Origin of the sequence: Xenorhabdus anantnagensis (assembly GCF_028598555.1) — a bacterium.
Lineage (GTDB): Bacteria > Pseudomonadota > Gammaproteobacteria > Enterobacterales > Enterobacteriaceae > Xenorhabdus > Xenorhabdus anantnagensis.
In genome coordinates this window covers 57,264-71,247 of record NZ_JAQRFN010000012.1, presented here as the reverse complement: position 1 = coordinate 71,247, position 13,984 = coordinate 57,264, and the positions used below count along the sequence as shown (strand labels likewise).

At 41.9% G+C, this 13,984-nt stretch carries 10 protein-coding genes; 5 read left to right on the top strand and 5 right to left on the bottom strand.

Annotation, left to right across the window (positions count from 1 at the left end; translation table 11 throughout):
- The first annotated feature begins 222 nt into the window (after positions 1-222).
- Both mepK and PSI14_RS11175 read left to right on the top strand, forming a co-directional pair.
- Positions 223-771, top strand: coding sequence for a peptidoglycan L,D-endopeptidase MepK (gene mepK, locus PSI14_RS11180; protein WP_273575956.1), 549 nt, complete (start codon positions 223-225; stop codon positions 769-771).
- A gap of 62 nt (positions 772-833) precedes the next feature.
- Positions 834-1,466, top strand: a complete 633-nt coding sequence (locus tag PSI14_RS11175; protein WP_273575955.1) for an MBL fold metallo-hydrolase — start codon at positions 834-836, stop codon at positions 1,464-1,466.
- A 141-nt stretch (positions 1,467-1,607) separates the two neighbouring features.
- On the opposite strand, the gene PSI14_RS11170 is transcribed toward PSI14_RS11175, so the two are convergent.
- The 4 genes from PSI14_RS11170 to pncB form a co-directional block, all read right to left on the bottom strand.
- Positions 1,608-2,798, bottom strand: a complete 1,191-nt coding sequence (locus tag PSI14_RS11170) for an amino acid aminotransferase (protein ID WP_273575954.1) — start codon at positions 2,796-2,798, stop codon at positions 1,608-1,610.
- Positions 2,799-3,041: 243 nt separating this feature from the next.
- Positions 3,042-4,169, bottom strand: a complete 1,128-nt coding sequence (locus tag PSI14_RS11165) for a porin (RefSeq protein WP_273575953.1) — start codon at positions 4,167-4,169, stop codon at positions 3,042-3,044.
- A gap of 307 nt (positions 4,170-4,476) precedes the next feature.
- The gene (gene asnS, locus PSI14_RS11160) at positions 4,477-5,877 is read right to left on the bottom strand and encodes an asparagine--tRNA ligase (RefSeq protein WP_273575952.1); all 1,401 of its coding nucleotides are present in this window, start codon (positions 5,875-5,877) and stop codon (positions 4,477-4,479) included.
- A 208-nt stretch (positions 5,878-6,085) separates the two neighbouring features.
- Positions 6,086-7,300, bottom strand: coding sequence for a nicotinate phosphoribosyltransferase (pncB, locus tag PSI14_RS11155; RefSeq protein WP_273575951.1), 1,215 nt, complete (start codon positions 7,298-7,300; stop codon positions 6,086-6,088).
- Positions 7,301-7,771: 471 nt separating this feature from the next.
- On the opposite strand from pncB, the gene pepN reads away from it, so the two are divergent.
- The 3 genes from pepN to PSI14_RS11140 all read left to right on the top strand — a co-directional run bounded on the left by pepN (position 7,772) and on the right by PSI14_RS11140 (position 12,612).
- The gene (pepN, locus tag PSI14_RS11150) at positions 7,772-10,390 is read left to right on the top strand and encodes an aminopeptidase N (RefSeq protein WP_273575950.1); all 2,619 of its coding nucleotides are present in this window, start codon (positions 7,772-7,774) and stop codon (positions 10,388-10,390) included.
- A 500-nt stretch (positions 10,391-10,890) separates the two neighbouring features.
- The gene (pyrD, locus tag PSI14_RS11145) at positions 10,891-11,901 is read left to right on the top strand and encodes a quinone-dependent dihydroorotate dehydrogenase (protein WP_273575949.1); all 1,011 of its coding nucleotides are present in this window, start codon (positions 10,891-10,893) and stop codon (positions 11,899-11,901) included.
- 159 nt (positions 11,902-12,060) lie between these two features.
- Positions 12,061-12,612 (top strand): cell division protein ZapC, encoded by a 552-nt coding sequence (locus PSI14_RS11140; RefSeq protein WP_273575948.1) that lies wholly within the window; start codon positions 12,061-12,063, stop codon positions 12,610-12,612.
- Positions 12,613-12,819: 207 nt separating this feature from the next.
- Here PSI14_RS11140 and PSI14_RS11135 read toward each other — a convergent pair whose 3' ends face one another.
- The gene (locus PSI14_RS11135; RefSeq protein ID WP_273575947.1) at positions 12,820-13,932 is read right to left on the bottom strand and encodes a YcbX family protein; all 1,113 of its coding nucleotides are present in this window, start codon (positions 13,930-13,932) and stop codon (positions 12,820-12,822) included.
- Positions 13,933-13,984: the final 52 nt, after the last annotated feature.

The window sequence follows — 13,984 nt, the reverse complement described above, 5'->3', positions numbered from 1 at the left end:
AGATATCGGTTAATGACATAACATCACTAAAATTTAATCTATATTTAATATGATTTGCATTATGTTAGATTGGTCACAATAATGGACTGATAAATTTACAGTAATATACAAAAAAGTTTAAACTAATTTTTATTTGCTGATGTCTTATTAGTCGGTTAAGCTAACGTATTAATGAGTTTTTAAATTTATTAAGATATCAGAGAGTAGCAGGGCATATTATCCATGAATAACATTGATCACGATCGCCGAAAGTGGCTCGGCGTAAGTGTGGCTGCATTGGGATTAAGTTTATTACCTCGATCCGCTTTAGCTGCATTGACAACGCCACGTCCTAGAATTTTACGTTTTGATAACCTGCATACCGGAGAAACACTCAAAGCTGAATTCTTTGATGGTCATCGGTATGATAAATCAGAATTAGCTCGCCTGAATTACTTATTTCGCGATTTTCGTCAAAATAAGGTTAAAACTATTGATCCGAAATTGTTTGATCAAATCTATTTATTGCAAATGATGATGGAAATAAATAAGCCTGTTCAATTAGTTTCAGGTTATCGTTCACTGATGACAAATAACATGTTACGCCACGCCAGTGGCGGGGTGGCAAAACACAGTTACCATACCCGTGGGCAAGCGATGGATTTTCATATTGATGGTGTTCAGCTCACACATATTCGTAAGGCTGCACTAAAAATGAAGGCAGGGGGCGTAGGTTTTTATCCAAAGAGTCATTTTATTCATATTGATACAGGCCCGGTCAGGACGTGGTAATCTTATTAGTCAACTAATCTTATTACCAATAGTGAGTCTTGACTGTGGAGTTAAACAATATAATGAAATACCACATTATCCCCGTCACGATGGCAATGCAAAATTGTACATTGATTTGGTGTGAAGAAACTCAGGAAGCAGCGATTGTAGATCCCGGTGGTAACGCCGAACAACTTATTGCCGAAATAGAGCGCCGTGAGCTGAAACTAACCCAAATTTTGCTGACACATGGTCACTATGATCATGTTGGTGCTACCGTTGACGTTGCGAAGCATTTTGATGTCCCTGTTTACGGGCCGCATAAGGGAGATGCTTTTTGGATAGAAGGTCTGGAAATTCAATGCCAAATGTTTGGTGTTGAACCATGCCCCTCTTTTACGCCTGATCGTTGGTTAGATGAGGGAGATACATTGCAAATTGGTCATATTGAGTTATCCGTTTTGCATTGTCCGGGGCATACACCTGGGCATATCGTCCTTGCTAATCACACCGATAAATTAATCTCAATGGGAGATGTGCTGTTTAAGGGTAGCATTGGTCGTACTGATTTTCCTGGCGGGAGTTATGATGAGCTGATTCAATCCATTAAGGAAAAAATATTACCTTTGGGGGATGAATATCAATTCATTCCCGGTCATGGAGCCATGTCAACATTGGGACACGAACGAAAAACCAATCCATTCTTGCAAGATTGATTGGAAACATTTTTCTTGTTGTGAAGGGCAGCGCAAAGAATAGTATGTAAAGAAGGTAAAAGCCGCCTGATCAGCGGCTTTTGGGAAAAGATATCAGATACTCAAATGAGATTAGAGTACTTGATATTAAAGCACTTGATATTAAAGCACTGCAACAATAGCTTCACACAGAGGAACCATGTTCTCCAGTGTTAAGCCCGCTACGTTGATGCGACCAGAGCTGACCGCATAAACACCAAACTCTTCACGCAGACGCTCAACTTGTTCTTTAGTCAAACCGCTGAATGAGAACATGCCATTTTGAGCGATAATAAAGCTGAAATCTTGTTTCGCACCTTTTTCTTGTAAAGTGTTCACAAACAGTTGGCGCATACGTTGAATACGTTCACGCATTGTTGCTAGTTCTTGAATCCATTCCGCTTTCAGATCGTTGTTGGACAGAATTGTCGTAACAACGGAAGCACCGTGTGCTGGCGGATTGGAGTAGTTGGTACGAACAATAGACTTCGCTTGGCTGAATGCTTTTTCTGCGGTATCGCTGTCTGCTGCAACGATGGTACAAGCACCAACACGTTCATTGTACAGGCCAAAGTTTTTGGAATAAGAACTGGCAACAATCAGTTCATTGTGGTTTCTGGTAAAGATACGCAGACCTTCTGCGTCTTCATCCAATCCTTTGGCAAAACCTTGGTAAGCAAAGTCGAACACTGGCAGCCAGCCATTTGCAGCAGATAAATCTGCCAGTTTCTGCCACTGTTCAGCGGTTGGATCGATACCGGTTGGATTATGGCAGCAACCGTGCAGCAGAACCACATCACCAGCTTGTGCTTCAGATAGGCTTGCCAACATACCATCGAAATTCAGGGCATGATTTTCTGCATCATAATAGTTGTATTCGCAGATCTCTAAGCCAGCGCTGGAGAAAACACCTTTATGGTTTGGCCATGTTGGATTGCTGATCCAGACGCGCTTTGCATTGGTTTGTTTAGCAATAAAGTCAGCGGCAATACGCAATGCGCCGGTTCCACCTGGGCTTTGTACAGTACGGGCGCGTTTATCAGTTACGATAGGATTGGTTTCGCCGAAGAGCAGCTCTTGAGTGACACGGCCAAATTCAGGTAATCCGCTAATTGCCAGATAATTTTTGGTGGTTTCGTTTTCCAGCAGAAATTTCTCTGCTTTTTTAACGGTGGTCAGGACTGGGGTTTTACCGGTTTCGTCTTTGTAAACTCCGATACCTAAGTTGATTTTATTTTCACGGGGATCGGCTTTAAAGCTATCCGCTAAACCAAGAATAGGATCGGCAGGCGCTGTTGTGATTTTCTCAAACATTTTTTTGATTCCAAGACTCGGAGAGTTAAGCCCAAAATAAGTTGTACGCCGCTCAGGGTAACCTTAAGGAATCCATTTGCCAACCACTTGTAGCAAAAAGAATAAAATCTTGTGAAGTAGTTTACGGAGTAAGAAAAAGAGCCTGAAAAAACAGGGAGGTAAAACGTAAAAAGCAGCGCCGAAGCGCTGCTTTTTCTGAGATAAATGTGTTTAACTTTTCGCTAAACCGTTTATCAGCAGTGATTAGAACTGATAAGTCAGACCAACACCGAATACGTTGCGAGCGTTTGTATCGCCGCCTTCGTTTTTGTCCAACAGGTTGATTTTGTAATCAACATAGGTAGACAGGTTTTTGTTAAAGTAGTAGTAAGTACCTACAGAAACATATTTAACCAGATCTGCGTTGAAACCTTTGGCACCGTCATTACGTTCCAGATCCTTACCTTTGGATTGAACGTAAGCCAGAGATGGTTTCAGGCCTAAGTCAGAGAAAAGATATTGTGCAGTCAGTTCAATGTTTTGAGTTTTATTAGCGATACCGTCAAAGCTCTCTACTGAGCCACGGTTGTGTTCATGACCACCTTTACCTGGAGTCATGTTACGGGTTTCGCCGTACATAGCTGCCAAGTAGACATTGTTCGCGTCGTATTTAGCACCGATGTTCCATGCTTCAGCACGCTTACCGTGAGCATCAGTACCATCCCAGTCATCGTTTGCACGAGTAGAGTTAGCGTAAGAACCACCCACAGTGATACCGTAACCTACGATATAAGTGGTGGACAAACCATAGCCATCACCGTTTGCTGTAGCTCCAGAACGACTATTTTTGGTGCGCTCGCTGTTTTGACCTTGGTATTGCAGGGCAAAGCTCAGGCCATCAACCAGACCGAAGAAGTCAGTGTTACGGTAAGTTAACAGACCAGTAGAACGACCAGTCATGTAGTTATCAGTTTTAGCCATGGAGTCACCACCAAAGATTGGCAGTACGTCAGTCCATGCGTTAACGTCGTAGTTTACGCCGTAGTTACGACCGTAATCCAGTGAACCGTAGTTAGCGAATTTCAAACCAGCGAAAGCCAGACGAGTAGCAGTATCAGCGCCTTCAGCTTCTGCACCTCTAGCTTTAATGTTGTATTCCCAACGACCAAAACCAGTCAGTTGGTCAGAGATCTGAGTTTCGCCTTTGATGCCGATACGAGCGTAAGAAGCATCGCCATCTTCGCTGCTTCTTTTGTCTGCGATCTGATGACGAACGTCTACTTTACCGTACAGATCCAGTTTGTTGCCGTCTTTGTTAAAGATTTCAGCTGCGTTTGCTGTACCAGCAGCCAGCAGAGCTGGGATTACCACTGCAAGAATATTGCGCTTCATTATTATTACCCTCATTGGTGTTATCTAGACACCTGCCACTGCCAGAAATAGAACACTAAAAATTTTTGGAACTATTTGTGGGTATCGAGTGTCTTATTAGTCGGCGACCAGTGTTCCATTGGTAATGAATTTTATCTACCCTCAAAATGCTACAAAAGCACAAAATCAGTAACAAATTGAAAATAGATATTTCAAAATGTAAATGTTAGGGAACTTTTTTTGTGTGCTTTTTATCATAAAATGAAAAAAGCCAGTTTTCACTGGCTTTTCGAAGGATTGATTTCAGATCATTTATTGAGCTGATTCATTAGAAACTTGCATTTCTTGGTGTCCGTGGGAATGGAATAACGTCACGAACGTTGGATACGCCGGTCACATAAGCAACCAAACGTTCGAAGCCTAAACCGAAACCGGAATGAGGAACGGTGCCGTAACGACGCAGATCACGATACCACCAGTAATCTTCTTTATTCAGGCCCATTTCTTCCATACGCTTGTCCAGCATATCCAGACGCTCTTCACGTTGGGAACCACCGATGATTTCACCAATGCCCGGAGCCAGAACATCCATCGCTGCGACGGTTTTACCATCTTCGTTCATGCGCATATAGAAGGATTTGATGTCTTTTGGATAGTTCTTCATGATCACTGGCGCATTGAAATGTTTTTCTGCCAGATAGCGCTCATGCTCTGATGCCAAATCAACACCCCAGAAAACTGGGTTTTCAAATTTCTGGTCGCAATTTTCCAGAATTTCTATCGCATCGGTGTAATCCAATTGGATGAAATCAGAATCGACAAATTTTTCCAGACGAGTGACAACTTCGCTATCAACACGCTCTGCAAAGAAAGCCAAATCATCGGCACGCTCTTCCAATGCCGCTTTGAAAACATATTTCAGCATGTCTTCGGAGAGTTTAGCGATATCATTCAGATCGGCAAAAGCCACTTCTGGTTCAACCATCCAGAACTCTGCCAAATGGCGGCTGGTATTGGAGTTCTCTGCACGGAAAGTTGGCCCGAAGGTGTAAACTTTGCTTAATGCACATGCATACGCTTCACCGTTCAACTGACCAGATACCGTCAGGAAGGCTTCACGACCGAAGAAGTCTTGGCTGAAATCCACTTCGCCTTTATCTGTGCGCGGTAAGTTTTGCATATCCAAAGTGGAAACACGGAACATTTCGCCAGCGCCTTCTGTATCTGATGCGGTGATCAGAGGTGATGATACCCAGAAGAAGCCTTTTTCATGGAAGAAACGATGCAGAGCCTGAGCCAGTGTATGGCGAACACGCGCAACTGCGCCAATCAAATTGGTGCGTGGGCGAAGATGGGCCACTTCACGCAGGTATTCAATACTGTGGCGTTTGGCCGCCATTGGGTAGGTATCAGGATCATCAACCATACCAACGACAACGACTTTAGTGGCTTGTAGTTCAAAAGACTGGCCTTTACCCTGTGATTCCACCACAGTCCCCGTGACTTCTACAGAGCAACCCGTGGTTAAATTTAATACTTCATCCTGATAATTAGGTAAATTATTATTAACGACGGCCTGTAATGGATTAAAGCAGGAACCGTCATAGACGGCGAGGAATGAGATACCAGCTTTAGAATCTCTCCTTGTACGTACCCAACCGCGAACGGTGACTTCGCTGTCAACCGGAACACGGCCTTGCAGTACATCGACTACAGGCGCTACGCTCATAAATTTCTCTCTTTTTTATACAGTGGATTAATAACTAGATAGATTTACTATAAATACCCCCTCATCAGGGAGCAGATCTTCTATCTTACTTGTCATATTTCAGGAAACAAGAGGAAATTGCGGGTCTTAATGAGGAAACAGGGGAAAAATTGTTTTTTTATTTGCGTAACCAACTTTATGCTGGTTACGCAAAGGACAATTGGTTGGATTATACCGCTTTCTCTACATAGGGAATATCAAACGCTCGACGTAACCTATCGACAAACTCATCATCTTCACAGATAGTTTTTCCGGGACTATCTGAAAGTTTCGCTACCGGTTTGCCATTGCATTCGACGAGCTTGATAACGATATTCAGTGGTTTTATACCCGGGATATTACAGGTTAGCCGTGTGCCAATACCGAAAATAACGTTAATTCTCTTGTGGAAATGACGATACAACGCCAGTGCTTTTTGCAGATCCAAACTGTCAGAAAACACCAATGTTTTCGTCATTGGATTAATACCCAGCGATTGATAGTGTGCTATGGCTTTTTCACCCCACTCAATAGGATCGCCAGAATCATGACGCAGACCCTGATAAGCGGTTGCCAATGATTTGTCAAAATCTCGCAGGAAAGCATCCATGGTGATGCAATCAGTCAGGGCGATGCCTAACTGGTTTGGATACTCATTCAGCCATGTTTGTAGAGCGGCTCGCTGACTGTTGGCCAGCTCAGGACTAATCTGTTGATGAGCCTGAAACCACTCATGGGCTTGTGTACCGAGAGGAGGGAGATCAAGCTGCTCTGCCAGTTGATAATTACTGGTTCCGATCAAATAGGGGAAGCTATTTTTCAGCTCATTGATAATGGCATATTGCACTTCGTGTGAAAAACGACGGCGCGTACCAAAATCCATTAATTTAAAGCCAGACAGATCGATATTCTCTGCTGCTGCGTCTTTATAAAACAATTCAATCAGTTTTTTCAGCTGAATAACGGCATCTTCTGGTGTTATTTCAGGTGAGCGATGGCGATGAACCAATTCGCTGATCAGGGCAAGCAGAGGCACTTCCCACAAGATCACTTCGCGCCATAAGCCAGAAATACGGATGGCTAATTGTCCTTTATGGGTAACAGAAACTTCCACTTGTTTGGGATTAAAGCGGAATGTTTTGCACCAGTTCAGGTAATCTTCTTTAAAGAACGGGAGGCGAGAAAGATAATCGATTTCGCGTTCTGTCAATGCTAAGTCTGCCATCATGTCAATCTGATGACGTAATGTTTCGGCGTATTCTCCGAGCAGCTCATCGCCACGGCAACGAAATTCTGCAACAACAGGAATATTGTTGTAATGGTGGTAAACTGCTTGCTGCATGTGAAACTTATAGGCATCAGTATCAAGCAGCGATTTAATAATCGGGGTAGCGTCTAAAGTCATGGCGCGTCAGGCATCCTCGCGGAGCGTATTCGTGTCAGCTAAATCGATAAAGTCGGGAGAGTATACCGTGATTATTCGGTTATTGAAGCCATATAGGTACATATATTTTCCCGAATCTAAAGATTAAGGTTAATCCATTTATAGATAATATCATGTTAAATGAGATATGAGATGACAATTAGCACGAAAGTACTAATATGCTGACCACATCATTTATACCTTTATTTAATAAGTTATTAACATATGAAAAAAGAGACTTATTGATTGAAAGAATGGTTTCTCTATGGCAGCGTTAGCGCTTGGTCTGTTTCTATGGAAACGCAATATGTCAGGCGCTTTGTAGCTAAGGTCATATATAAGGTTATATAGATGTTACAACTATGCCTACTAAAAGCATGTCTGCTAAAAACATGTCTACTAAAACATACCTGTTAAAAATATGCCTGTTAAAAGTAATGGAAAAGGTTCCCTATGACACAACAGCGACTCGTTAAACACCGTCTGGATTATAAAGCACCAGATTACACAATTACCGATATTGATCTCGATTTTGATCTGGGTGCTGAAAAAACAACAGTGACGGCAATCAGTCAGGTAAAACGTCTGGCTAATGACATTACTCCACTGCTTCTGGATGGAGAAAACCTCACGTTAAAAAGTATCTATATAGATGATAAAGCATGGGAGTATTATCAGGAACAGGATGGAAAACTACTGATTGAACAACTTCCAGCCCAGTTCACCCTGAAAATTGTGAATGAAATTAATCCATCAGCAAATACAGCACTTGAGGGGCTGTATGTGTCTGGAGATGCCTTGTGTACCCAGTGTGAGGCCGAAGGGTTTCGTCACATCACTTATTATTTGGATCGTCCAGATGTTCTGGCTTGTTTTACTACTCGCATTACTGCGGATAAATCCAAATATCCGTTCCTGCTTTCCAATGGTAACCGTATTGAGCAAGGAGAGCTGGAAAATGGGCGCCATTGGGTGAAATGGCAGGATCCATTCCCGAAACCTGCTTACTTATTCGCATTGGTTGCGGGTGATTTTGATGTTCTGCGTGATACGTTTGTAACCCGCAGCGGCCGTGAGGTTGCACTGGAACTGTTTGTTGACCGAGGCAACTTGGATCGTGCTGATTGGGCCATGACATCATTGAAAAATTCGATGAAATGGGATGAAACTCGCTTTGGTTTGGAATATGACCTTGATATCTATATGATCGTCGCCGTTGATTTCTTCAATATGGGCGCGATGGAGAACAAGGGGCTGAATGTCTTTAATTCCAAATATGTATTGGCAAAAACTGAAACCGCAACAGATAAAGACTATCTCGCTATTGAAGCAGTGATTGGTCATGAGTATTTCCATAACTGGACAGGAAATCGCATTACTTGCCGCGATTGGTTCCAATTAAGCCTGAAAGAAGGTCTGACCGTATTCCGTGATCAAGAGTTCAGTTCTGATTTAGGTTCACGTTCTGTTAACCGCATCAATAACGTGCGTGTCATGCGTGCTGCACAGTTCGCGGAAGACGCCAGCCCTATGGCTCATCCTATCCGTCCCGATCAAGTGATGGAAATGAATAACTTCTATACATTGACTGTCTATGAAAAAGGCTCGGAAGTTATCCGGATGATTTATACTTTATTGGGTGAAGAGCAATTTCAGGCGGGTATACAGCTTTATATCCACCGCCATGATGGTAGCGCTGCAACTTGTGATGATTTTGTTCAGGCAATGGAAGATGCTTCAAATGTTGATTTGACACTCTTCCGTCGCTGGTACAGCCAGTCTGGGACGCCTGTACTGACTGTTCGTGACGAATACGATGCTGAAAAACAGCAATATACTTTGCACGTTAGTCAAATGACACCACCAACGGCAGATCAGAAAGAGAAACAACCATTACATATTCCTCTGGACATTGAGCTTTATGATGAACAAGGAAAGGTAATCCCGCTACGTCGTGATGGTCAGCCTGTACACCATGTTTTGAATGTCATTAATGCAGAACAATCATTTGTATTTGATGATGTTTCATCACGGCCTGTTCCTTCTTTATTGCGTGAATTTTCTGCACCAGTGAAATTGGATTATCCATACAGCGATGAGCAACTTTCATTCTTGATGAAACATGCTCGCAATGAGTTCTCTCGTTGGGATGCTGCGCAAACATTGCTAACCAATTATGTGAAGCTGAATGTTGCTCGCAGCCAAAAATCCCAGCCACTGGAATTGCCAATGCATGTTGTTGATGCTTTCCGTGCTGTATTGCTGGATAAAGATATCGATCCGGCCTTGGCTGCATTGATCCTGACTCTGCCATCTGAAAATGAAATGGCAGAGTTGTTTACGGTCGTAGATCCTAACGCTATTCACGATGTTATTTGTGCAATGGCAAAGGCGCTGGCTAATGAGATGGCTGATGAATTTGCTGCGGTTTATCACAGCCTCCATACAGGTGCATACCGTGTGGATCATCAGGATATAGCGAAACGCGATTTGCGTAATACCTGCCTCTATTATCTGGCCCTTATGGATAACAAAGCGCTGGCTGATAAATTAGTGGCGGCACAATATTATCAGGCTGATAACATGACTGACAGTATCGCTGCTTTATTTGCGGCGGTGTCTGCTGAATTGCCTTGTAGTTATCAATTAATGGATGAGTTTGATCAGCGCTGGCACCAGGATGGTTTGGTCATGGATAAATGGTTCAGGTTGCAAGCAACCAATCCGGCCTTCGATGCGCTTGGTAAAGTACGTGGCTTGCTGAAACATCGCGCTTTCAGCTTGAGTAATCCAAACCGCGTTTATTCGCTATTAAGAACATTCTTTACCAGCAATGCTGTGGCTTTCCATGCTGAAGATGGCAGTGGTTATCAATTTTTGGTGGAAGTGCTAACGGATCTGAACAGCCGAAACCCTCAAGTCGCATCAAGTTTGATTAATCCCTTGATTCGTCTGAAACGTTACGATGAGAAACGTCAGGTCTTAATGCGTGCTGCATTGGAACAGTTGAAAGGATTGGAAAACTTGTCTGGTGATTTGTTCGAAAAAATTACCAAGGCACTTGAAAGTTAATATGTAATACATCCTTTGGTTATTGCCGGAGGATATCAGATTACTGACAAACTCCATTTAAAATAATGGAGTTTGTTTTTTCATAATCCTATCATTTCCTTGTTCAGACAGTGTTTACACGCCATATCCGGCAGATATACTTTAGGCTGGAAAAAATAAAATATATATGCGTTGGGAATACGGAATGAATATTCAATCCAGTCTACTGAGTGAAATTAATAGCAATGATATTATTGTGTTGAACACTATCCTTTTGTCCTCCGACCAGAGCCGACTGTTAATAAATCACGAGGATAGCCAATTTAGATAAAAGAACTTGAATGATATTCTTTTTGTCTGCTCGTGGAAGGGCTTTTTTGTTTACTCATATAATGGTAAATTAGCCCTCTCTTCCAGTTACGCAATGCAGCAATTATATATGTATGGGATTGTGCATAATTTAAAAAGTATAACTGACAATTCCAACGTAAAAAGTTATAAAAAACAATAGGTTAATTTAAATGTATTATTCTCTAGTACGGAAGGCATTGTTCCAGCTTGATCCTGAACAGGCACATGAGATTACTTTCCGCCAGCTCAAACGTGTCGCCGATACTCCTTTCGAATTTCTCATCCGCCAGTCTGTTGCCACTAAACCCGTTACTTGCATGGGGCTGTCTTTTAAAAATCCACTCGGCTTAGCCGCTGGTCTTGATAAAAACGGTGATTGCATTGATGCGTTTGGTGCGATGGGCTTTGGGTTTGTTGAAATAGGAACGGTAACACCGCGCCCACAAGATGGAAATGATAAGCCAAGATTATTCCGTGTGGTTGAAGCGGAGGGAATCATCAACCGGATGGGGTTTAATAACCTTGGGGTAGATAATCTGGTTGAGAATGTTAAACGGGCAAAATACGATGGGATTATCGGAATCAATATTGGTAAGAATAAAGATACTCCGGTCGAAAATGGAAAAGATGATTATTTAATTTGCATGGATAAAGTTTATCCTCATGCAGGCTATATCACTATCAATATTTCTTCTCCTAATACGCCTGGTTTGAGAACATTACAGTATGGTGATGCACTGGATGATCTCTTATCCGCGATTAAAAATAAGCAAAATGAACTTCAGCAAAAGTTCCAAAAGTATGTTCCTGTTGCTGTTAAAATCTCTCCTGATCTTTCAGAAGAAGAATTAATAAAAATTGCTGATAGTTTAATACGCCATCATATTGATGGTGTGATCGCAACAAATACCACATTGGATAGAAAGATTATTGAGGGGTTGAATCACTGCCAGCAAGCCGGAGGATTAAGTGGACGTCCTGTCCAATTGCGCAGCACAGAAATTATCCGTCGCCTTTCCCAAGAATTAAAAGGTGAAATACCAATTATTGGTGTCGGTGGAATTGATTCATTGGTTGCGGCCAGAGAAAAAATGGAAGCAGGTTCTTCATTAATACAGATATATTCCGGTTTTATCTATAAAGGGCCAAAACTCATCAAAGACATTGTTAATCATATCTGAATATTTATTGAAATTTGAGGGTGGTGGTTTATTTCTGCCCTCAATTCGTCTATATTTTGTTTTATAGATTAAATTTCATTATTTATTTTTGACTTTTTATTTCGGCGATAATGCTTATTTTTAACCAAAAAAGCTATTTTAAGCATAAAAGGGTAATCAATGAAAATTAGACCTGATGACCAGTGGCGCTGGTATTTTGATACTGAGCATAGCCGTGTCATGCTAGATCTCGCTAATGGCATGGTTTTTCGTTCTCGCTTTCCTGCCAAAATGTTGACTGATTATGCCGTTACAATGAAAGAAATGTCATTCTCAGTTGATGATGCTGCGCTTTTTTACGCTTTTGAAGAACATTCACGTCTTATTAATATCGCACCGGCGCTTAGAGCTGAATTAGCTTTGAATGGGGTGGTTGCGTTACGCTTTACGAAACCACAAATGCCTAAAAGCTGGTATTTTTCCCATTTTTCTTTAATAAAAAAACCAGAATCCGGTGAAATTGTTCAGCTTCAATTACAGGATAGTGGCACTGAAGCGTTGTTTATGGTTGCAGAAGTGGGCGATAATGCCAGTTTATGCCTGCTGGCACAGCAAAATTTAGAGTTGAATGATCGAGTATTGAATTTTTGTGATCCCATCAAAGTCATGAATGATCGGATGATGCCTTATATCGAGCCAGCTCAATTATCGATATATGATAGGGTAATTTAGTGCCTGATTGCGTTTGAACATATACGATTAGATATCTTTATAAGATCAATTAGCGGAATAACTTTTTTTCATAATATCTTGCCTGCCTAAAAACCGAACAATAAAAATCCAATTAAAATTAAGAAGATAAATGTGAATATAAACATCAGACAGATGGTTTTACTTACACTGCCTGATGCAAATGCCATCATCACATATTATTAATGTTTAGCTTAATTCAATGACTAAATCATTTTTAGGTATACAGCTACATGCCAGAATTTTTCCATTATTCTTGATGGAAGTTGATTTTAATGGCAATACCTCCCCTTTAAGCAAGGATATCTTACAGGAGCCACAAATTCCGGCACGACATGAATAGGGGATCTGAATGCCTTGATTTTCGAGCTGTTCTAAAATAATTTGCTGATTATTTCCGACAAAATGCTGTCCATTGAATTCAATAGAAATTGCTTGCTGAGTAACTTCTTCTATAGTCAAATCAGTCGATTTCTCACCACAGCCATATTCGCGTGGTATTTTCTTTTCCAAAATGGTGACACGATCACCAACTCGGATAATGCCACTATTACGGGCAATTGCATTCTGCCCAAAATCAACCGCGCCATTTTCTTTGGCCGTTCTGAAAGACTGTAGTGTAGCCAGCGGCTCACCCTTTGGATTTTTACGGCCTTTTTCCGGGCTGACTGTTGTCAAAATACAGCGGCTGCATGGTTTTGGTAGATCGAAAACAATATCTCCGATTTGAATGACCTGCCAGCTATCCTCTTCAAAAGGTGCTGCACCTGTGACAATGATGTTGGCACGGAACTGCTCCATTTTAATGCTGGCAGGGCAACGTTGTTGCAGAGCATGAAAAGAGGCTTCATTGATAATTAAATAGGGGAAACCATCTGCGAATGATAAAGAAATATCGGGGAATTTTTTGACCCGTCGTGTGAGTTCCTCACTGAGCCAACGCAGTTGTACAGGGGTATCCAAAAAGCCACTTAGCCAACTGTTCACCAGCTCAGGGGCGACCAAAGCAGTAAAATGATTTCCCCAAACTTCAGTCGGGAAACGCTCCTCTTTAAAATCATTGTAAAGTATAGTTGCGCTCTCCCCGTTTGGAGCCTGTAAATACAGACCGTTATGGAGCATAGTTGGGGTAAACAGTAGCATCTGTGGGTATTGGCGAGCCGTAATAAAAGTACCGTCTGTTGTGGTTATCATAAAGCTGCGATCAAATATCAGGCCACTTTCATTGACGAGGGAGTGAGAGAGTTGCAATCCGCGCATGGATTTGACGGGGTAGGTGTAGAGACGAGACAGAGTTATCATCCAATATTTCCAGAGTATTTTTATTTTTGATCGTATCAGCAACTTTATGACA